General features: G+C 72.9%; 17 protein-coding genes. 10 read left to right on the top strand and 7 right to left on the bottom strand.

Translation table 11 applies throughout. The features are described 5' to 3' along the window. Nucleotides 1-431: 431 nt before the first annotated feature. The 3 genes from ABZU32_RS29485 to ABZU32_RS29475 all read left to right on the top strand — a co-directional run bounded on the left by ABZU32_RS29485 (nucleotide 432) and on the right by ABZU32_RS29475 (nucleotide 2,832). Nucleotides 432-950, top strand: coding sequence for a nuclear transport factor 2 family protein (locus ABZU32_RS29485; protein ID WP_354927088.1), 519 nt, complete (start codon nucleotides 432-434; stop codon nucleotides 948-950). Nucleotides 951-1,019: 69 nt separating this feature from the next. Then, entirely contained in the window at nucleotides 1,020-2,171 is a 1,152-nt protein-coding gene (locus ABZU32_RS29480; RefSeq protein ID WP_354927086.1) for a magnesium and cobalt transport protein CorA, read from the top strand. A 91-nt stretch (nucleotides 2,172-2,262) separates the two neighbouring features. Next, a complete protein-coding gene (locus ABZU32_RS29475; protein WP_354927084.1) occupies nucleotides 2,263-2,832 on the top strand; it encodes a TIGR03086 family metal-binding protein in 570 nt (189 codons plus the stop codon). 83 nt (nucleotides 2,833-2,915) lie between these two features. On the opposite strand, the gene ABZU32_RS29470 is transcribed toward ABZU32_RS29475, so the two are convergent. Continuing rightward, nucleotides 2,916-5,129: a thiamine pyrophosphate-dependent enzyme gene (locus ABZU32_RS29470; RefSeq protein ID WP_354927082.1), complete on the bottom strand. Its 2,214-nt coding sequence runs from the start codon at nucleotides 5,127-5,129 to the stop codon at nucleotides 2,916-2,918. Nucleotides 5,130-5,332: 203 nt separating this feature from the next. On the opposite strand from ABZU32_RS29470, the gene ABZU32_RS29465 reads away from it, so the two are divergent. Beyond that, nucleotides 5,333-6,382, top strand: a complete 1,050-nt coding sequence (locus ABZU32_RS29465; RefSeq protein WP_354839412.1) for a hypothetical protein — start codon at nucleotides 5,333-5,335, stop codon at nucleotides 6,380-6,382. A gap of 183 nt (nucleotides 6,383-6,565) precedes the next feature. On the opposite strand, the gene ABZU32_RS29460 is transcribed toward ABZU32_RS29465, so the two are convergent. From ABZU32_RS29460 to ABZU32_RS29445, 4 genes are all read right to left on the bottom strand, one after another. Beyond that, nucleotides 6,566-7,438: an ABC transporter permease gene (locus tag ABZU32_RS29460; protein WP_354839415.1), complete on the bottom strand. Its 873-nt coding sequence runs from the start codon at nucleotides 7,436-7,438 to the stop codon at nucleotides 6,566-6,568. A gap of 3 nt (nucleotides 7,439-7,441) precedes the next feature. Next, nucleotides 7,442-8,428, bottom strand: coding sequence for an ATP-binding cassette domain-containing protein (locus ABZU32_RS29455; RefSeq protein ID WP_354839417.1), 987 nt, complete (start codon nucleotides 8,426-8,428; stop codon nucleotides 7,442-7,444). After that, nucleotides 8,425-8,946 carry a PadR family transcriptional regulator gene (locus ABZU32_RS29450; RefSeq protein ID WP_354927080.1) on the bottom strand — a complete coding sequence of 174 codons (522 nt, stop codon included), beginning with the start codon at nucleotides 8,944-8,946 and terminating at the stop codon, nucleotides 8,425-8,427. Before ABZU32_RS29450 ends, ABZU32_RS29455 begins: the two co-directional genes overlap by 4 nt. Nucleotides 8,947-9,093: 147 nt before the next feature. Further along, on the bottom strand, nucleotides 9,094-9,690 hold the full coding sequence (locus ABZU32_RS29445; RefSeq protein ID WP_354839422.1) for a TetR/AcrR family transcriptional regulator: 597 nt from the start codon (nucleotides 9,688-9,690) through the stop codon (nucleotides 9,094-9,096). 87 nt (nucleotides 9,691-9,777) lie between these two features. Between ABZU32_RS29445 and ABZU32_RS29440 the strand changes: the two genes are divergently transcribed. The 6 genes from ABZU32_RS29440 to ABZU32_RS29415 all read left to right on the top strand — a co-directional run bounded on the left by ABZU32_RS29440 (nucleotide 9,778) and on the right by ABZU32_RS29415 (nucleotide 16,915). Continuing rightward, on the top strand, nucleotides 9,778-11,364 hold the full coding sequence (locus ABZU32_RS29440) for a carboxyl transferase domain-containing protein (protein ID WP_354927078.1): 1,587 nt from the start codon (nucleotides 9,778-9,780) through the stop codon (nucleotides 11,362-11,364). An 11-nt stretch (nucleotides 11,365-11,375) separates the two neighbouring features. After that, nucleotides 11,376-13,508 (top strand): biotin carboxylase N-terminal domain-containing protein, encoded by a 2,133-nt coding sequence (locus ABZU32_RS29435; protein WP_354927076.1) that lies wholly within the window; start codon nucleotides 11,376-11,378, stop codon nucleotides 13,506-13,508. Next, the gene (locus tag ABZU32_RS29430; RefSeq protein ID WP_354927074.1) at nucleotides 13,505-14,554 is read left to right on the top strand and encodes a hydroxymethylglutaryl-CoA lyase; all 1,050 of its coding nucleotides are present in this window, start codon (nucleotides 13,505-13,507) and stop codon (nucleotides 14,552-14,554) included. The genes ABZU32_RS29435 and ABZU32_RS29430 overlap by 4 nt, the downstream gene beginning before the upstream one ends. Before the next feature lie 5 nt (nucleotides 14,555-14,559). After that, nucleotides 14,560-15,726 carry an acyl-CoA dehydrogenase family protein gene (locus ABZU32_RS29425; RefSeq protein ID WP_354927072.1) on the top strand — a complete coding sequence of 389 codons (1,167 nt, stop codon included), beginning with the start codon at nucleotides 14,560-14,562 and terminating at the stop codon, nucleotides 15,724-15,726. Nucleotides 15,727-15,915: 189 nt separating this feature from the next. Beyond that, nucleotides 15,916-16,332: a nuclear transport factor 2 family protein gene (locus ABZU32_RS29420; RefSeq protein WP_354839437.1), complete on the top strand. Its 417-nt coding sequence runs from the start codon at nucleotides 15,916-15,918 to the stop codon at nucleotides 16,330-16,332. Nucleotides 16,333-16,465: 133 nt separating this feature from the next. Further along, entirely contained in the window at nucleotides 16,466-16,915 is a 450-nt protein-coding gene (locus ABZU32_RS29415) for a GNAT family N-acetyltransferase (protein WP_354839439.1), read from the top strand. A 58-nt stretch (nucleotides 16,916-16,973) separates the two neighbouring features. Here the strand turns inward: ABZU32_RS29415 and ABZU32_RS29410 are convergent, their stop codons facing one another. Beyond that, nucleotides 16,974-18,890, bottom strand: coding sequence for a hypothetical protein (locus ABZU32_RS29410; protein WP_354927070.1), 1,917 nt, complete (start codon nucleotides 18,888-18,890; stop codon nucleotides 16,974-16,976). Nucleotides 18,891-19,148: 258 nt separating this feature from the next. Continuing rightward, a partial coding sequence (locus ABZU32_RS29405) for a PfkB family carbohydrate kinase (RefSeq protein ID WP_354927068.1) occupies nucleotides 19,149-19,359 on the bottom strand: 211 nt, incomplete at its 5' end.

The following is a 19,359-nucleotide window of genomic DNA, read 5'->3' as shown; positions in this document are numbered from 1 at the left end:
ACAAGATTCGACTTGGGTGATCCGCATCCCCGCCGGCCGACGGCACGGTACGCGGCGGCGGTCGGGCGCCGTAGCAGGCGCCGGCATCGCCGTACCACGACCCGCCGACCCGGCGCCGATCACTGCGGCACGTGGCCCGGGTGGAGAGCCGCGGCCGACGAACGTATGTGGGCACGTACTGATCAGTGTGGCGGGTGGTCGGGTGGAGAGTCGCGTCCGGTGAACATATGCGGTCATCGCACTAGGTGGAGCTTCGCGCGGGACGGGAGGGGGCGGGGTGAGCCGCGGAGGTGGGGAGGCGGCGGGGTGGGCCATGGGGTCGGGGGTGCCGGGGGCCCGCGCTGATGCGCTCGGTGTCATCGACGACCGGCTTTTGGAGGATGCCGGCGTAACGGCATCGGCGTTCGGGAAAAGCCCTCTAAGCTGGAGCAGTGCCCTACTCCCGTACACCGGCGACGGGACCCGCCGAGCACCAGCAGGTGATCCGCGGCTTCTTCGACGCCTTCGCGCGCGGCGACACCGACGCCCTGGGACGGTGTTACCACCCGGAAATCAGCTTCGGCGACCCGGTCTTCCTCGAACTGGAGGGCCGCGACCAGGTCGTCGGCATGTGGAGCATGCTCCTCGCCTCCGTCACCGACCTCAGGGTCGCCGCCTGGGACATCACGGCCGACGACCACTCGGGCGGCGCGAGCTGGTCGGCCCGCTACGTCCTGCGGCGCAACGGCAGGCAGGTGGTCAACCAGGTGAGCGCGCAGTTCCGGTTCGAGGACGGGCTGATCGTCCGCCATCACGACGACTTCGACTTTCGCCACTGGTCGACGCTGGCGCTGGGCAGGCCCACCGGCGTGCTCGTCGGCTGGGCTCCGGCGCTGCGCCGCAGGGTCCGCGACAGGGCGCGCCACCGGCTCGACGAGTACCTGCGAAATGGGTCACTCATATCGGGTTAAGGTCTGACACGGGCGAGTCGACCCGGTCGTAGGTCCGCGACCGCCCCGAGCGTCCAGGGGAGGTGTCCGATGTCGGATCGTCGTGTGCGCGGGCTGAGGGATCTGATGCGCGTGCCGGTCGTGCGGGGAGGCGACCACGAGGTCGCCCCGGAGCATTCGATGGATCCCCGGCCGAAGGAGAACGACTCTCCGGCCGCGCAGCGGAGCGTCATCGACAACGCCGTCTACGTCGACGGCAAGCGGGTGGACACCCCGCCGTCCCTGGCCGAGGCGGTGACGGCCCTGCGCGCCCGGCCGGGCAGCATGGCGTGGATCGGCCTGTACCGGCCGGCCGGCTCGGAGATCCTCAAGGCCGCCGAGGAGTTCGGCCTGCACGAGCTGGCGGTCGAGGACGCCATCGTCGCCCACCAGCGGCCCAAGGCCGACCGGTACGGCGACACGCTGTTCCTGGTGCTGCGGGCCGCGCAGTACCTCGACTCGCCGGAGAAGGTCGAGTTCGGCGAGCTGCACGTGTTCGTCGGCGGCGACTTCGTGCTCACCGTGCGCCACAGCGAGGCCCCCGACCTGAGCAAGGTGCGGCGCCGGATGGAGAACGACCCCGACCTGCTTCGCCAGGGCCCGCAGGCGGTGCTGTACGCGATCCTCGACGCGGTGGTGGACGGGTACGCGCCGGTCGTGGCCGGCCTGCAGAAGGACATCGACGAGATCGAGGTGCAGGTCTTCGGCGGCGACCCGGCGGCGCCGCGGCGCATCTACGCCCTGTCGCGCGAGGTCATCGAGTTCCAGCGGGCGACCCGGCCGCTGCTGGACATGCTGAGCAACCTCATCGCCGGCTCGCCGAAGTACGGCGTCGACGGCGAGCTGCAGCGCTACCTGCGCGACGTGGCCGACCACGCCATCACCGTCGTGGAGCGGGTGGACAACTTCCGCCAGATGCTGCAGGACATCCTCATCGTGAACTCCACCCTGGTCAGCCAGGCGCAGAACGAGGAGATGAAGAACGTCACCCAGGCCAGCTACGCGCAGAGCGAAGAGGTCAAGAAGATCTCCTCCTGGGCGGCCATCCTGTTCGCGCCCACCCTCGTCGGCACGATCTACGGGATGAACTTCACCCATATGCCCGAGCTCGGCTGGGTGTACGGCTATCCGTTCGCCGTCGCTCTCATGGGGGCGGTCTGCGCCACCCTCTACCTGGTCTTCAAGCGCCGCGACTGGCTCTGACCGCCCGCGCCGCGACCGGCTCTGACCGCCCGCGCCGCGATCCGGCCGGACCGGGAGGGACGACCCGCGCATTCGGGGTAGGTCCCCGCGTATGGAGGAACGCCTGCTGGAACTGCACGCCATCGCGATGGACGAGTTCGGGCTCCGGGTGGGGATGGTCGAGGGCGACATGTGGGAGGCTCCGACCCCGTGCTCGGAGTGGACCGTCCGCGACCTGGTGAACCATCTGGTGGTCGAGCAGTTGTGGGTGCCGCCGCTGCTGGCCGGGGAGACGGTGGCCGGTGTGGGGGACCGCTTCGCCGGCGACCGGCTCGGCGAGGACCCCGTGGCCCGCTGGACCGACGCCTCCGTCGCCGCGCAGCGGGCGCTGGCCGAGCCCGGCGCGCTCGACCGGGACGTCCACCTGTCCTACGGGACGGTGAGCGCCCGGCACTACTGCATGGAGCTGACCGCCGACCTCGCCGTCCACGCCTGGGACCTGGCCCGCGCCCTCGGCGCCGACGACCGGGTGGACCCGGGGGTGATGAGCGCGGCCTACGAGCACCTGCTGCCGATGAAGGACGCGCTCGCCGGCAGTGGCATGTTCGACGAGCCCGTGCCGGTGCCCGCCGACGCCGACCCGCAGACCCGCACCCTCGCCCTCACCGGCCGCCACCCCTGAGTCGCCACCCTGAGTCGCCACCCTGAGTCGCCACCCTGAGCCGCGGCCCGCCGGCGGAGCGCCATGTCCCCGCGGCGCGGTCGTCAGCCGAGGAGCTTGCGGGCGGCGCCTTCGATGTCGTGCTCGGACAGCAGCACGTGGGCGGCGGCGTCGCCGAGCGGGACGAAACTATCGCGCGAGGTCACCCGGGCGACCCGGCCGGTGTAGCCGGCGTCGGCGAGCGCGGCGAGCACCCCTTCGGAGACCCCGCCCGAAGCGCGCGTCTCGTCGGCGATCAGCACCCTGCCGGTCAGGTCGGCCGCGCGCAGCAGGTCCTCCACCGGCAGCGGCGACAGCCACCGCAGGTCGAGCACGCGGCAGCCGTACCCCTCGGCGGTGAGCCGGATCGCCACGCGCAGGCTCATGCGCAGGCCGTTGCCGAAGGTCACGATGGTGAGGTCGCGGCCGTCGCCGTAGGAGCGGCCCCGCCCGATCGGCACGTGGGTCTCGGCCCACCGCGAGGGCGGGACGTACGCCGACAGCCAGCCGTTGTCGCCGTCGTCCATCAGGTCGCGGGTGTTGTACAGCGCGATCGGCTCGAGGAACACCGACACCTCGCCGTCGGCCAGGGCCGCGGCGACGCAGGTGCGCAGCATCGCCGCCGCGTCGTCCGGCCGGGCGGGCGAGGCGACGACCAGGCCCGGGATGTCGCGCAGCGCCGCGACGGAGTTGTCGTTGTGGAAGTGGCCGCCGAACCCCTTCTGGTAGGAGTACCCGGCGACGCGCACGACCATCGGGTTGCGGTAGGCCCCCTGGGAGAAGAACCGCAGCGTGGCCGCCTCGCCCCGCAACTGGTCCAGCGCGTTGTGCAGGTAGGCCAGGTACTGGATCTCGGGGATGGGCAGCAGCCCGGAGGTCGCCGAGCCCAGGGCCAGCCCGAGGATGGACTGCTCGTCGAGCAGGGTGTCGAACACCCGGCCCGCGCCGAACCGCTTGAGCAGCCCCCGCGTCACCCCGTACACCCCTCCCTTGCGGGCGATGTCCTCGCCGAACAGCATGACCTCGGGGTGGGCGCCCATCAGGTCGGCGAGCGTGCGGTTGATGGCCTGGGCGAGCGTCAGCGGGCCCTCGCGCTCGGGCGGGGCGTCGCCGAACAGGGGCCCGCGGTCGGCGGCGGGCCGCGCCGCCCCGGCCGCCACCTGGGCGGGGTGGCGGGGCGCGAGCGGCTCCATCACCTCGTGCGCGGAGCCCAGCCGGGGCCGGCGGGTGCATTCGAGGGCGAGCTTCAGCACGTGCTCGCGCAGCGACTCGTAGCGCGCGGCCAGGTCGTCGGGCGTGGCCAGACCGGCCTGCACCAGCAGCCGCGCGGTGGCGACCAGCGGGTCGCGGGCGAGGTCGGCGGCGAGCTCGCGGGGCGTGCGGTAGGCGGACTCGACGTCGGAGCCGGCGTGCCCCATCAGGCGCACGGTGCGAAGGTGCAGGTAGGCCGGGGACCGGTGGGCGCGCACGTGCTCGACGGCCTGCCGGGCGGCGTCGTAGGCGTCCGGCAGGTCGCAGCCGTCGGCGGTGAAGCGCGGAATCAGCGGGTGGCCGGCCGCCTCGACCCAGCCGCCGGGGGTGCGGACGCTGATGCCGATGCCGTTGTCCTCGCAGACGAACAGGATGGGCAGCGGCAGCCCCTGGTAGGCGCAGTACGCGGCGGTGTTGAACCCGGTCAGGGCGCTGGCGTGGTTGGCGGAGGCGTCGCCGAAGCTGCACACCGCGACCGACCCGGCGGGCCAGGGGGAGCCGGCGACGCCGAGCTTGCGGGCCCGTTCGATGGCGAAGGCCACGCCGACCGCCCGGGGCAGGTGGCTGGCGATGGTCGAGGTCTGGGGGATGACGGCCAGGCCGGGGTGGCCGAACACCTTGTGGCGCCCGCCGGCGATGGGCTCCTCGGCGGCGGCGGTCAGCCCGAGCAGCACGTCGCGCAGCCCTTCTTCGGCCAGGCGGCCGGCCTGCGCGGACCGGGTGAGGTAGAACGCCCCGGAGCGGTAGTGCAGCAGCGCGGGGTCGGTGACGCGCAGGGCGGCCGCGACCGCGGCGTTGCCCTCGTGCCCGGCCGAGCCGATGGTGTAGAAGCCCTCGCCCTGCTCGCGGAGCCAGCGGGCGGCGATGTCCAGCATCCGGCTGGCGAGCTGGATCTCGAACAGGTCGCGGCACACGGCGCCGGTGAGCGTCGTGCCGGCCCGCACGGGCAGGCCCGGATCGCGGCGGTTTCCGGGGACCATCGCGGCGACCGACTCGATGAAGTGCGTCTCTACTGTGTCGCGGGCCACAAGGCCGATTATGTCGCCATGAACCGGGCCGCGTCCCGTGGCTTGCCGAGACTGGTCCGGTGTCCGAGTGGATCGGTCCATTTGACCGGTATTACTGACAGTTTGTCAGATCGACCAACCACTGCCACCTCCCGGCCGTCTACCTAGAGGAAATGACGTGGCACCCTCAAGCCGCGTTAAGGCAACGGGAAGGACGGATCCCCGTGTTACAACGCATCCGCGCCATCGTCGTGACGATGGCGTTGGGCGCCGGAGCCCTCGCTCTGGTGTCCACGCCGGCCTCGGCGACGGCACAGGCCGCGCCCACCGTGACCTCGGTGGACGTGAGCCCGAGCACGGTCGTCGTGTACGACAAGGACGGAAAGGCGGTGACCTTCAGCTTCCTGGTCGACGGGGCCACCACGGGCGGCTTCACGCTGAAGCGGCCCGACGGGTCGACCGTCGACGTCGAGGCCAAGAAGGTCGGCGACAGCGACGGCAAGCAGAAGTGGCAGGGCACCCGCACGTTCACCCGGTCGGACGCCTCCGGCAGGTGGAGCGTCACGGCCAAGGCGACCAGCGTCGTCGGAACCGGGACGGCGAGCGAGAGCTTCCGCGTCCTGCAGATCTGGCACACCCACCTCTCGGACTTCCGCATCGGACCCGACCCGGCCGACGAGGGTGACCGGCTGGTGGCCCGCGGGCGCCTGTCGGTCGAGCGTGCGAGCGGCTGGGACGGCTCCCGGGGCAAGAAGGTCGACCTGCTGTTCAAGGCCGACGGCTCCCGCCGCTGGAAGGTCGTCGGGCACGACTGGACCGACCGCGGCGGCCGGTTCTGGATCAGCACGGAGGCGGTCGAGTCGGGCTGGTTCCGCGCCGCGTTCGACGGCGCCCCCGGCGTTCGGGGGACGAGCAGCCGTCCCGAGCACGTCACGGTGCACAAGGTCGTCAAGCCGGCCGCCACGCGGGTCGTCCGCTTCAACGCCTCGCCCGAGCCGGTGAAGTACGGCAGGTACCTCACCAACCGGGGCACGCTGCAGGTCTGGGACGGCGACCACTGGACGGCTTATGACCACACGAAGGTCGCGCTGTACTTCAAGCGGGCCCACCACTCCAAGTGGGAGTACGTCAAGACGGTCGGCACCAACGGCGCCGGCGCCTTCTCAACCAAGGTGAAGGCCTGGCACTCCGGCTACTGGAAGGTCGTCTTCAAGGGCGGCGATGACACCAAGTCGTCGACCAGCAAGGCCGACTACGTGAAGGTGAAGCGGTAGCACCAGCGGTCGGGGCGATCGCCGGAAACGGTGATCGCCCGCGACGGCGATCGCCGGGAGACGGCGATCATCTGAGATGACGACGGCCCGGGAGCCCTGCTCCCGGGCCGTCCGCGTCCCGCCTGCCGCCCGGAGTGCGTGCGGTCGATCCGCGCGGTCGGTCCGTGCGGTCGGTCCGTGAGATCAGTCCGTGCGGCGGAACTGGGCGATGGCGACGCCGAGCAGCGCGACGCCCATCAGCGCGACGATCGCGAGCTCGACTCCGGTGGTGACCCGCCAGCCGAACCAGTGGACGCCGGGGTTGAGCGCCTCGACGGCCCGGGGGCTCACGTTCAGGTGGCTGAAGACGGCGTGGCGCATCGGGTCGACCGCGTACGTCAACGGGTTGATCTTGGTGAGCACGGCCAGCCACGCCGGCAGGTTGGCGAGAGGGAACATCGCGCCGGACAGGAAGATCATCGGCATGATCGCCATCTGCATGATCCCAAAAAACGACTGCATATTTTTCATCCGGGCGGCCAGGCTCACGCCGAACGCGGTGATGGTGAAGGAGGCCAGGAACATCTCGCCGAGCAGGGTGAGGATCAGCGCGGGGGAGTAGGGGACGTGCACCAGGCCCGCGAGGGCCAGGATGATGACGCCCTGCGCGGTCGCCACGATGCCGCCGCCCAGGCACTTGCCGATCACGATGGACGCGCGGCTCACCGGGGCGACCAGCATCTCGCGCAGGAAGCCGAACTCGCGGTCCCACACGATGGAACCGGCCGAGAACATCGCCGTCGTGATCACCGTCATCGCGATCACGCCGGGGTAGATGAAGGTGCGGAAGTCGACCCCTTCGCCCGGTCCCCGCGAGACCAGCGTGCTGAGGCCGGTGCCCATGACGAACAGCCACAGCACGGGCTGCACGAGCGTGGACACCATGCGGGTGCGGTCGTTGACGAACCGCAGCATCTCGCGGTGCAGGACGATCCTGACCGCGCGCAGGTCGTGCCGCACGCTGCGTCCGGGGACGCGCACGCGGACCACTCCGGGAGCGGTGACGCCTGTGGTCATCGGTTACCTCCTCGCCATCGCGCGCATCCACGTCGACGCGCCGCCGCCCTCGGCCTCGGCGTCGCGGATCGTGGAGCCGGTGTAGTTCATGAAGACGTCGTCGAGCGAGGGCCGCGACACGTTGACCGAGCGGATCGGCACGCCCAGCTCGGCGAACAGGCGGGGCACGAACGCCTCGCCGGAGGCGACGGCGAAGGTCACCACGCCCTCCCGCAGGGCGGCGTCCAGCTCGAAGCGCTCCTTGAGCGAGGTGATCGCGAGCTCGTCGTCGGCGGTGTGGATCTGGACGCGGTCCTTGCCGACGCTGGCCTTGAGCGCCTCGGGGGAGTCGACCACGACGATCTCGCCGTGGTCGATGATCGCGATGCGGTCGCAGTACTCCGCCTCGTCCATGTAGTGCGTGGTCATGAAGATGGTGATGTCCTCGGTGCGCCGCAGCCGGTTGATGTAGCCCCAGATGGCCGAGCGGGTCTGCGGGTCAAGCCCGACGGTCGGCTCGTCCAGGAACAGCACCCGGGGGGAGTGCAGCAGGCCGCGGGCGATCTCCAGGCGGCGCTTCATGCCGCCGGAGAAGGTGTTGACCTTGGCGTCCTTGCGGTCCCAGAGCGCGACCATCTCCATGACCTGCCTGATGCGCTCGGCGACCGCCTCGCGCGGCACCCCGTACAGCTCGGCGTGGAAGCGCAGGTTCTGCTCGGCCGTCAGGTAGCCGTCCAGCGTCGGGTCCTGGAAGACCAGCCCGATGTTGCGCCGGACCTCGTCGCGCTCCCTGACCACGTCGTGCCCGGCCACCGACGCCTGTCCGCCGGTCGGGCGGGCCAGCGTGCACAGCATGCTGATCGTGGTGGTCTTGCCGGCGCCGTTCGGCCCGAGGAACCCGAACACCTCGCCGGGCCGCACCTCGAAGTCGACGCCCTTCACGGCCTCGAAGTCGCCGTAACTCTTGCGCAGCCCGCGTACGGCGACGGCGGGCTCCTCGCTTGTCGTCATCGTTCCGTCTCCTCCTCGTCACCGTCGTCGGCGAGGATCGCGAACATCGACCGCCTGGTGCTCTTGAGCAGCTCGCGCGCCGCCGCCACCTGCCGGGGGCTGGCGACCTGGGCGAGCTGGCCGAACGCCTCGCCGAGCCGCCCCCACAGCATCCGCAGTTCCATCATGTCCTCGGGCAGCGTCCGCGCCACCTCCGACCAGGGATCGCCGAGAGCGCGGGCGGAAAGGTGCCGGCGTCCGTCCTCGGTCAGGGCGTAGGTGCGGCTGCCGCCGGACTCCTCGCCGGTGATCAGCCCCTCGTCCTCCAGCTGCTGCAGGGCGGGGTACACCGATCCGGGGCTCGGCCGCCAGACTCCCTGGCTGCGGTGCTGGATCTCCTGGATCATCTGGTACCCGTTTCGGGCCCCCTCGCCCAGCAGGGACAGCAGGGCGGCCCGTACGTCGCCGCGCCGCACCCGCGGCGGGAAGTGCGGCCCGTCGGGCAGGCTCCGGGAACCCGCGAAGTTCCAAGCGTCCATCTCACCGATCTTCCAACTATCGAGATATGTTAACGATATATCTAGATAGTTGACGAGACAAGCCCTAATTCGGACATGGGGGAGGTTACGACGCGCCGTGTAGGGCGGGCGTATGGCGGCGAGGCGGGACCGCCGGCCGGGTGGGAGTTAGCGCCCGTTAACGAGGCCGGCCAGGGCGGCGCGGGCCATGTCGTGCAGGAGGGCGGCCATGGCGTCGCGGGGCAGTTCCCCGGCGCTGTGCGGGGTGGAGTTCAGCAGCCCGAACACCGCGTGCGTGGCTGCGCGCAGCCGCGGCGGCGGCACCCGGGGGTACAGCTCGCTCAGCACCGTCACCCACTCCTCGACGTAGAGCCGCTGCAGCCGCCGGATGCGGCGCCTTTCGGGCTCGGGGACGTTGCCGAGCTCGCGGTCGTGCACGGTGATCAGCGCCGGATGGTCGAGCGCGAACTCGATCTGCCCGCTGAGCAGGGCGTCCAGGGCCTCTCGCCCGTCGGCGGCCCGGGTGGCGCGTTCCACGGCCGAGGTGCGCAGCCGCTCGCTGATGTCCAGCAGCATCTCGGCCAGCAGCGACTCCTTGCCGCTGAAGTGGCGGTAGAGCGCCGGCCCCGAGATGCCGACCGCCCCGCCGATCTCCTCGATCGACACCCCGTGGAAGCCCCGGGCCGCGAAGAGCGCGGCCGCCGCGTCGAGGATTTCCCTGCGGCGAGGGCTCGGAACGCGGGTAGGACTCGGCACAGCGGTCATAAAGCGCAATGGTAGACGAATCAGTTAATGGTGACTAACATCCGAGGCGGTGTTAGCGGACGTTAACCCAGGGAGGTGCGTGCGACCATGGCCCCTGTGCTCCGGACGACGGCGGGTCCGGGCGGCGAGGAGTTCAAGCGCAACGCGGAGGTCAACGAGCGACTGGCCGCCGAGCTGCGCGAGCGCCTGGCCGTCGCGGCCCTGGGCGGTCCCGAGCGGTCCCGGGCCCGGCACGTCGAGCGCGGGAAGCTGCTGCCGCGCGACCGCGTCGGCACGCTGCTCGACCCCGGCTCCCGCTTCCTGGAGCTGTCCCCGCTCGCCGCCACCGGCCTGTACGGAGACGAGGCGCCGGCGGCGGGCATCATCACCGGCGTCGGACGGGTCTCCGGCCGCGAGTGCGTGATCGTCGCCAACGACGCCACCGTCAAGGGCGGCACCTACTACCCGATCACCGTCAAGAAGCACCTGCGCGCCCAGGAGGTCGCCCTCCACAACCACCTGCCGTGCGTCTACCTCGTCGACTCCGGCGGCGCGTTCCTGCCCCTGCAGGACGAGGTGTTCCCCGACCGCGAGCACTTCGGGCGCATCTTCTACAACCAGGCGACCATGTCCCGGCGCGGCATCCCGCAGATCGCCGCCGTCCTCGGCTCCTGCACCGCCGGCGGCGCGTACGTTCCGGCCATGAGCGACGAGGCCGTCATCGTGCGCGGCCAGGGAACGATCTTCCTCGGCGGGCCGCCGCTGGTGAAGGCCGCCACCGGCGAGGAGGTCACCGCCGAGGAGCTCGGCGGCGGCGAGGTGCACTCCCGGGTCAGCGGGGTCACCGACCACCTCGCCGACGACGACTCCCACGCGCTCGCCATCGTCCGCGACATCGTCGCCACCCTGCGCCCGGCCGGCCCGGCCCCCTGGGAGCGGGAGCGGGCGGAGGAGCCGGCGCACGACCCCCGCGACCTCTACGGCATCGTGCCCGCCGACACCCGCACCCCCTACGACGTCCGCGAGGTGATCGCCCGCGTCGTCGACGGCAGCCGGTTCCTCGAGTTCAAGGCCGAGTACGGCCCCACGCTGGTCACCGGCTTCGCGCACGTCCACGGCCACCCGGTGGGCATCGTGGCCAACAACGGCATCCTGTTCGCCGAGTCGGCGCTCAAGGGCGCCCACTTCATCGAGCTGTGCGACCAGCGCGCCATCCCGCTGGTGTTCCTGCAGAACATCAGCGGCTTCATGGTCGGCAAGGCCTACGAGCACGGCGGCATCGCCAAGCACGGCGCCAAGATGGTCACCGCCGTCTCCTGCGCCCGGGTGCCGAAGTTCACCGTCGTCATCGGCGGGTCCTTCGGCGCCGGCAACTACGCGATGGCCGGCCGGGCCTACGGGCCGCGCTTCCTGTGGATGTGGCCGAACGCCCGCATCTCGGTCATGGGCGGTGAACAGGCGGCCAACGTCCTGGCGACCGTCCGGCCCGGCGGCGACGCCGGCGAGGAGGCGGAGTTCAAGCGGGCGATCCGCGAGCGGTACGAGGAGCAGGGCAACCCCTACTACTCCACCGCGCGCCTGTGGGACGACGGCGTGATCGACCCGGCCGACACCCGCACCGTCCTCGGGCTGGCCCTCTCGGCGGCGTCCAACGCCCCCCTCGACCCCATCGGCTACGGCGTCTTCCGGATGTGACCATGACCTCGATGTTCGACACCGTTCTGGTCGCCAACCGCGGCGAGATCGCGCTGCGCGTCATCCGGACGCTGCGCCGGCTCGGCGTGCGGTCGGTGGCGGTGTACAGCGACGCAGACGCGGGCGCCCCGCATGTCCGCGCCGCCGACGCGGCCGTCCGCCTGCCCTCGGGCTACCTCGCCGTCGAGGAGGTCCTGGCGGCGGCCGGGCGCACCGGCGCGCAGGCGGTGCACCCCGGCTACGGGTTCCTCGCCGAGAGCACCGCCTTCGCCCGGCGCTGCGCCGAGGAGGGCGTCGTCTTCGTCGGCCCGCCCGCGGAGGCCGTCGAGGCCATGGGCGACAAGATCAGGGCCAAGGCCACCGTGGCCGCCGCCGGGGTCCCCGTCGTCCCGGGCGGCGCCGAGCCGGACGACCTTACCGAGGCCGCCCTGCGCATCGGCTTCCCCGTGCTGGTCAAGCCGTCGGCGGGCGGCGGCGGCAAGGGCATGCTGGTCGCCCGCTCGGCCGCGGAGCTGCCGCAGGCCCTGGAATCGGCCCGCCGCACGGCCGCCGCCGCGTTCGGCGACGCCACCTTGCTCGTCGAGCGGTACATCGCCGGGCCCCGGCACATCGAGATCCAGGTGCTCGCCGACGCGCACGGCAATGTGGTCCACCTCGGCGAGCGCGAGTGCAGCCTGCAACGCCGGCACCAGAAGATCATCGAGGAGGCGCCGTCCCCTCTGCTGGATGAGGAGACCCGGCGCAGGATGGGCGAGGACGCCGTGCGCGCCGCCCGCTCGGTCGGGTACGTCGGCGCCGGCACCGTCGAGTTCATCGTCGCCGGCGACGAGCCGGGGCACCCGGCCTACTTCATCGAGATGAACACCCGCCTGCAGGTGGAGCACCCGGTCACCGAGCTGGTCACCGGCCTGGACCTGGTGGAGCTGCAACTGCGCGTCGCCGCCGGCGAGCCGCTGCCGTTCGCCCAGGAGGAGGTGCGGCTGCGCGGCCACGCGGTCGAGGCCCGCGTGTACGCCGAGGACCCGGCCCGCGACTTCCTGCCCACCGGCGGAACGGTTCTCGCCCTGGCCGAGCCCGGCGACCGGCCCGACGTGCGCGTGGACTCCGGTCTTCGGCCCGGCACGGTCGTCGGCAGCGACTACGACCCGATGCTCTCCAAGATCATCGCCTGGGCGCCGGACCGGGGAGAGGCCCTGCGGCGGCTGGACGCGGCGCTGCGCGCGACCACCGTCCTCGGCGTCACCACCAACATCGCCTTCCTGCGCGCCCTGCTCGCCGACCCCGACGTCGCCGCGGGCCGCCTGAGCACCGGGCTGATCGACCAGCGGCTCGGCGCCCTCCTCGACGCCGCCCAGGGCGGCGGAGCCGTCGGGGTGAGCTCCATCTCGGCGGGTTCCCCCGCGAAGGGCTCCGTCTCGGCGGGTTCCCGCACGCAGAGCGTTCCGGATGGCCAGGTCGCCGGCGGCCGCGTGCCGGGCGGCGCGCCGCCGGGCGAGGTGCTCGCCGCGGCCGCCCTGGTGCTGCACGACGAGCTGGCCCGGCGCGCCGGGGACGACCCGTGGGAGGTGCCCGACGGCTGGCGCGTCGGCGAGCCCGCCTGGACGACCTGGCTGCTCGCGGCGCGCGGCGAGACGGCCGCCGTCCGCGTGCGAGGCCTGCCCGCCCGCGGATGCGAGGTCGCCGTCGCGGACGGCCCGGCCGTGCAAGCGCGGCTCGCGCGGGACGGCGACGCCGTCCAGGTGACCATGGACGGCATGACCTCCCGCTTCGCCTGCGCCCTCGACGGCGGCGTCGTCTGGCTCGGCCGCGACGGCCGGTCCTGGGCGCTCACGCCGCACGAGGCGGGGGAGCACGGCGCCGGCGCCGGGCCGGGCGGCGCGGGCGACGGGGTGGTGCGCAGCCCCATGCCGGGCACCGTCCTGCTGGTCAAGGTCGTCCCCGGCGAGCAGGTCACCCAGGGGCAGCCGCTGCTGATCGTCGAGGCGATGAAGATGGAGCACACCGTCACCGCCCCCGCCGACGGCATCGTCGCCGAACTCGCCGTGCGCGCCGGCCGTCCGGTCGACATGGACGCGGTCCTCGCCGTCATCCGCCCCGCGCCCGCCGAGCCGGCGGGCGCCCCGGCCGCCGAGGAGGGATCATGATGCGCGCACCGTTCCGGGCGCCCATGGAGGGACTGCCCGCCCGGGTGACGATCTACGAGGTCGGGCCCAGGGACGGCCTGCAGAACGAGGACACCGTCCTGCCGGCCGCCATCAAGGCCGAGTTGGTCGCCCGGCTCGCCCGGGCCGGCCTGACCACCATCGAGACCACCAGCTTCGTCCACCCCAAGTGGGTACCCCAGCTCGCCGACGCCGAGGAGCTGCTCGGACGCCTCGACCGCGTGCCCGGCGTCCGCTACCCGGTGCTGGTGCCCAACGAGCGCGGCCTGGACCGCGCCCTCGCCCTCGGCGTCACCGACATCGCCGTCTTCGGCAGTGCCACCGAGTCCTTCGCCCGGCGCAACCTCAACCGGAGCGTGGAGGAGTCGATGGCGATGTTCGCCCCCGTGGTCGAGCGCGCCCGCGCCGGCGGGCTGGACGTCCGGGCCTACCTGTCGATGTGCTTCGGGGACCCCTGGGAGGGACCGGTGCCGATCGAGCAGGTCGTGCGGCACGGCCGGCGGCTGCTGGAGCTGGGCTGCACGCAACTGTCCCTCGGTGACACCATCGGCGTCGGCACCCCCGGCCACGTCAGCGCCCTACTGCGCGCCTTCGCCGACGCGGGCGTCGGCCCCGAGCGGCTCGCCGTGCACTTCCACGACACCTACGGCCAGGCCCTGGCCAACACCCTGGCCGCGCTGCGCGCCGGGGTGAGCGTCGTGGACGCCTCGGCCGGCGGCATCGGCGGCTGCCCGTACGCGGAGAGCGCCACCGGCAACCTGGCCACCGAGGACCTGGTCTGGATGTTGTCCGGCCTCGGCGTCGAGACCGGCGTCGACCTCGCATCGCTGGTGGAGACCAGCGCGTGGCTGGCCGGGGAACTCGGCCGCCCGAGCCCCTCCCGAGTCGTCCAGGCCCTGGCCGCCGGGCCCGCCACCACGCGGGCCGGCGCGCCGGAGGCCGGCCAGGCCGCCGGACCCCCGGCGGAGCGACCCTCCGAGCCGGCCACGGGGAGACCCCCCGGGCCGCCGGCCCCAGAACAGGAGTGAAGAGCATGCACCGGCTCACCGACGAGTACGAGGCGCTGCGCAAGAGCGTCGAGGAGTTCTCCCGGGACGTGGTCGCCCCCGTCATCGCCGACTACTACGAGCGCTGCGCCTTCCCGTACGACATCGTCGCCCAGATGGGGCGCATGGGACTGTTCGGGCTGCCGATCCCCGAGGAGTACGGCGGCATGGGCGGCGACTACTTCGCCCTGTGCCTGGCCCTTGAGGAACTGGCCCGCGTCGACTCCTCGGTGGCCATCACCCTGGAGGCCGCGGTCTCCCTGGGGGCCATGCCCGTCTACCGGTTCGGCACCGCCGCCCAGAAGCAGGAGTGGCTGCCCCGGCTGACCTCCGGCGAGACGCTCGGCGCCTTCGGCCTGACCGAGCCGGGCGGCGGCTCCGACGTGCCGGGCGGCATGCGCACGACCGCCGCGCTGGACGCCGGTGAATGGGTGGTCAACGGCTCCAAGGCGTTCATCACCAACTCCGGCACCGACATCACCGGGTTCGTCGCCGTGGCGGCGATCACCGGCCGGCGTGAGCGGGCCGACGGGAGCCCGGCGCCGGAGATCAGCACCGTCATCGTCCCCTCCGGCACCCCGGGGTTCACGGTGTCCAAGAAGTACTCCAAGGTCGGCTGGTCGGCCTCCGACACCAGGGAGCTGTCCTTCGCCGACTGCCGGGTGCCCGAGGCCAACCTGCTCGGCGGGCGCGGCCGGGGATACGCGCAGTTCCTGCAGACCCTGGACGAGGGCCGCGTCGCCATCGCCGCGCTGTCGGTGGGCCTGGCGCAGGGCTGCGTCGACGAATGCCTGCGCTATGTGAAGGAGCGGCGGGCCTTCGGGCAGGAGATCGGGCGCTACCAGGCCATCCAGTTCAAGGTCGCCGACATGGAGGTGCGCGCGCACACCGCCCGCCTGGCCTACTACCACGCCGCCGAGAAGATGCTGGCGGGCGAGCCGTTCAAGAAGGAGGCGGCGATCGCCAAGCTGGTGAGCTCCAACGCCGCCATGGACAACGCCCGCGACGCCACCCAGATCTTCGGCGGGTACGGCTTCATGAACGAGTTCCCGGTCGGGCGCTTCTACCGCGACGCCAAGATCCTGGAGATCGGCGAGGGCACCAGCGAGGTGCAGCGCATGCTGATCGCCCGGCAGCTCGGCATGCCCGCGTAGGGGGCAGATCGCAGGTCAAGGCCTGATCTGCGGGGGGTGTCCGCGCTGTGACCTGCGCTATCGTGCAACATGGGGGCATCGGGGGGTGCGTCCGGCCGGCTCGCCGAGCCGGTCGCGCCCGCCGCGTGCCGCCTTCGTCGGCCCCTGCCGCGAGAAAGGTCCGTCCCGATGTCCGAGGCCAGTGAAATCATGATTCGGCTGACTGAGGCCTACAACAGCCACGACGTCGAGGCGATCACGCGGTGCTACGCGCCCCGTGCGGTCACCGTCGCGCCGGGAGGCATCGCCGAGGGGCTGGACGAGATCTTCTCCTACTACGCCGACTGGATCGGCGCCTTCCCCGACTCCGTGGTGACCCCCTCTTTGCTGGTCACGGCGGGTGAGAGCACCATTTTGGAGTTCATGGTCACCGGCACGCACAAAGGGCCGCTGATCATGGCGGCGGGGGAGGTGGCGGAGGCGACCGGCCGCCCCATCGCCATCCGCTGCTGCTCGGTGTGCACCATCGAGGACGGCGCCGTGGCCAGTCACCGGCTGTACTTCGACCAGCTCGAGCTGGCGGCGCAGCTCGGGTACGCCATGCCCGGCAAGGACCGCGCGTTCTGATGCCCCCGGCACCCCCGGGCTTGATTCCGGCCCGCCCCTTCGTCCCCCGCGGCGCTCCCGCGCCAGGCGTCACGGGGCCCGCGGAAGGCCGCCGAATGGACGAACCCGCCATCGACTCCCTAAAGTCCTTTTCATGACTTCTGATGATCTCCTGGTGCGAAGGGCTGAGAAGAAGGACATCGAGGAGATCTTCGGGCTCACCCGCGAGTTCGCCATGTCCTTCCGTCCCCAGCGATCGGCGTTCGACGCGGCCTTCCCCCGCCTGCTGGAGAACCCCGACGCCCTGCTCCTGGTCGTGACGGTGGGCGGCACGGTGCGCGGGTACCTGCTCGGCTTCGTGCACCTCACCCTGTTCGCCAACGGCCACGTGGCCTGGGTGGAGGAGGCCATGACCCAGCACGGCTTCCGCCGGCGCGGGCTCGGCCGGGCGCTGCTGGAGGAGTTCGAGACCTGGGCGCGCTCCCGCGACGCCGGGTACATCGCGCTGGCGACCCGGCGGGCGCCGGAGTTCTACGCGGCACTGGAGTACGAGTCCGCGGGAACCTACTACCGCAAGGTGCTCAAGGCCGACCGCCCGGCCTGACGCGCGACCGCTCCCGGGCGGGCCCGCTCACGGGCCCGCCGGCGGCCCGGCGGCCGGGTCAGGACGTGAGCTGCGCGTCCAGGCGGTAACCCTCCACCGTGACGTACACCGCGTCGCCCGGCCGGGCGTTGAGGCGCATCAGCACCGGCTGGAGCGAGTCGAACACCGGCTGGCGGTCGCGCCAGACCAGCACCACGGCGTTCTCCCCGGGCCCGGTGACCGACAGCAGCGTGCCCGGGCGCATGCCGAGCTGGGTGGCGTACCCCTCGGGCACGGGCACCGGCTCGCCGCGCAGGTGCTCGGGGGTCACGTCGATGCGCTGCCAGCGGCGCGGGTCGGACGCCGGACCGGGAATCGGCGTCTGGGTGGCCGCGCGCGGCTCGGGCACCAGGTGGGGCCGGGGCGGGCCGGACAGCGCCGTCAGCGCGGCCAGAGCCGTCTGGGCGTCGGGCAGGTTGTCGGCGACCGACGGGATGGGCAGGCCGCCGCGCATCTGGTGGCCGTTGGCCCCGGGAGTACGACGGGGGAGCGGCGCGAACCCGTTGGTCGTGGTGGCCATCGGCTCCGGCGCCCGCGTCATCGCCTTGGGCAGCGCCTCGATCCACGCCTGGGCCGAGTGCGCGCGGATGCCGACCTGGGCCAGCATCTCGACGGCGTCCTCGCCGGAGGTCTTGTCGCCGAGCATCTGCGCCGTCCGCTCGCGCAGCCGGGAGAGGTCGCCGACGACCAGCCAGCCGTCCTGCAGGCGGCGGTCCCGCATCAGCGCCACCAGCACCCGCCACAGCGGCGTGCCCAGCGAGGGGACCTCGATCGGGTGCGCGGGGTCGGCCCCGATGAGCTGGTCCTCGGTGGCGGCGACGCCGAGCCATTCGGTGAGCCGGAACAGGTGCCCGGTCACCGCCGTGGACTCCGGCGAGCGCAGCCACTGCAGCACCCGCTCCTCGGCGGCCCGCTGCGCCTGCGAGAGGACGTCGCGGTCGACGTGCAGCTCGTGGGCCAGCGTGCGCAGGCTGACCGGCTGCTCGGCGAACAGCCGCTCTATCGCGACGGCCCGCTCCAGGGGCGTCCATTCGCGGAACACCGCGTCCACCAGCCGGACCAGCGGGTTGTCCGACACCGGCGGCGGCGGAGGCGTCGCGGGGGCGGGCGGCGCCGGAGGTTCGGCGTACGGGGCGCGGGACACGCCGTTCACCGTGGGGTGCGGCCCGGTGTGCTGCCCGGAGTAGGGCCCGGCGGGAGCTCCCGGGCGCGGCCCGGCCGACCGGCCCTGCGGCCCGGTGGGATGCCCGGCGTACGGCACGGCGGGCTGCCCCGGCTGCCCCGGCTGTGAGGAGAAGACCGGCTGCCCGGGGACACCCTGCGGGGCCGGGCCGGGCTGCCCGGGAACGCCCTGCGGGGGAAGGCCCGGCTGTCCGGGCTGCGGGACGCCCTGCTGGGGCCCGCCGGGCTGTCCGGGAACGGGGCCGGGCTGCACCGGGTGGGGGCCGGTGCGCTGGGCGGGGTGCGTCGCGCCCGGCGCGCCGGCGGGCGGCGGCACCTGCGGCGAGACGGCCGGCATCCGGCCGAGGACCTCGCGGAACAGCGCGGTGATGATCACCTCGGGCGAGGCGGGGACCGCGGGGACGCGCAGGTCGGCGGGGCTGAGCCGGCGCAGGCGCTGGATGCCGCCCATGCCGCTGACGGCCGACCGGGCGGGCTCGGGCCAGCCGGGCAGCGCCGGGTCGCCGGCGTGGACCTGCAGGGCCGGCAGCACGTCCGTCAGCGCCATGTGGTCCCAGCGGCTGACGGCCAGCCGCGAGAGACGGTCGCAGAGCCACTCGACACCGGTCGTGCCCAGGGCACGGCTGAGGGTGACCGACGCCCACCATCCCCCGGGCAGCCGGGGGTCGGCGAGCACCTCGGCGATCTGCTGAGGCCGACTCCAGCGCAGAGCCGGAACGAGATCACTCAGGCAGATCATTGAATCGGCGTCCATCGGCTGACCGCATCCTCCCGAGTGTGACGCATGTTGCTAGTGGTGCAGCTTACGCCGGAGGCTATCAATTAGCGCCATCAAGGGAGAACATAGCGGCTCGCGCGGCGCCCGGGGGCGCACACGGCCCTCATCGCCACCCCGATCCGCCGCCCTGCCCGCCGTTCTCGCCGCGCCTGCCATGCCCTCGTGCCCCCGTGCCGTGCCCGCCATGCCCCTTCACCGCCGTTGGGCCGGTGACGGCGCCCGCCGGCGGGCAGGTCAGAGGGCCGGGGGACGGGAGGGGGGACGGCCGCCGAGCCGGGCGACCGCGGCGGCGCCGGCCCGGCAGCCCTCATCCAGGGCGGCGGGCGCGGGGCGGCCGGCGAGCAGCGCGGTCAGGAAGCCCGCGGCGAAGGCGTCCCCGGCCCCCGTGGAGTCGACGATCCCCGCCGCGCCGGTGGCGGGGACGGCCGCCGCGCGGTGCACGACC

This window comes from Sphaerisporangium sp. NPDC005288, from assembly GCF_040607475.1.
Lineage (GTDB): Bacteria > Actinomycetota > Actinomycetes > Streptosporangiales > Streptosporangiaceae > Sphaerisporangium > Sphaerisporangium rhizosphaerae.
The sequence above is the reverse complement of the archived record's forward strand: the minus strand, read 5'-3'. Positions and strand labels throughout refer to the sequence as shown.

What these genes read in the sequence shown, in the direction of transcription:
- ABZU32_RS29480 (WP_354927086.1), top strand. Translation starts at nt 1,020, where the DNA reads ATGTCGGATCGTCGTGTGCGCGGGCTGAGGGATCTGATGCGCGTGCCG.
- ABZU32_RS29475 (WP_354927084.1), top strand. Translation starts at nt 2,263, where the DNA reads ATGGAGGAACGCCTGCTGGAACTGCACGCCATCGCGATGGACGAGTTC.
- ABZU32_RS29460 (WP_354839415.1), bottom strand. Translation starts at nt 7,438, where the DNA reads ATGACCACAGGCGTCACCGCTCCCGGAGTGGTCCGCGTGCGCGTCCCC.
- ABZU32_RS29455 (WP_354839417.1), bottom strand. Translation starts at nt 8,428, where the DNA reads ATGACGACAAGCGAGGAGCCCGCCGTCGCCGTACGCGGGCTGCGCAAG.
- ABZU32_RS29450 (WP_354927080.1), bottom strand. Translation starts at nt 8,946, where the DNA reads ATGGACGCTTGGAACTTCGCGGGTTCCCGGAGCCTGCCCGACGGGCCG.
- ABZU32_RS29445 (WP_354839422.1), bottom strand. Translation starts at nt 9,690, where the DNA reads ATGACCGCTGTGCCGAGTCCTACCCGCGTTCCGAGCCCTCGCCGCAGG.
- ABZU32_RS29440 (WP_354927078.1), top strand. Translation starts at nt 9,778, where the DNA reads ATGGCCCCTGTGCTCCGGACGACGGCGGGTCCGGGCGGCGAGGAGTTC.
- ABZU32_RS29435 (WP_354927076.1), top strand. Translation starts at nt 11,376, where the DNA reads ATGTTCGACACCGTTCTGGTCGCCAACCGCGGCGAGATCGCGCTGCGC.
- ABZU32_RS29430 (WP_354927074.1), top strand. Translation starts at nt 13,505, where the DNA reads ATGATGCGCGCACCGTTCCGGGCGCCCATGGAGGGACTGCCCGCCCGG.
- ABZU32_RS29425 (WP_354927072.1), top strand. Translation starts at nt 14,560, where the DNA reads ATGCACCGGCTCACCGACGAGTACGAGGCGCTGCGCAAGAGCGTCGAG.
- ABZU32_RS29420 (WP_354839437.1), top strand. Translation starts at nt 15,916, where the DNA reads ATGATTCGGCTGACTGAGGCCTACAACAGCCACGACGTCGAGGCGATC.
- ABZU32_RS29415 (WP_354839439.1), top strand. Translation starts at nt 16,466, where the DNA reads ATGACTTCTGATGATCTCCTGGTGCGAAGGGCTGAGAAGAAGGACATC.
- ABZU32_RS29410 (WP_354927070.1), bottom strand. Translation starts at nt 18,890, where the DNA reads ATGGACGCCGATTCAATGATCTGCCTGAGTGATCTCGTTCCGGCTCTG.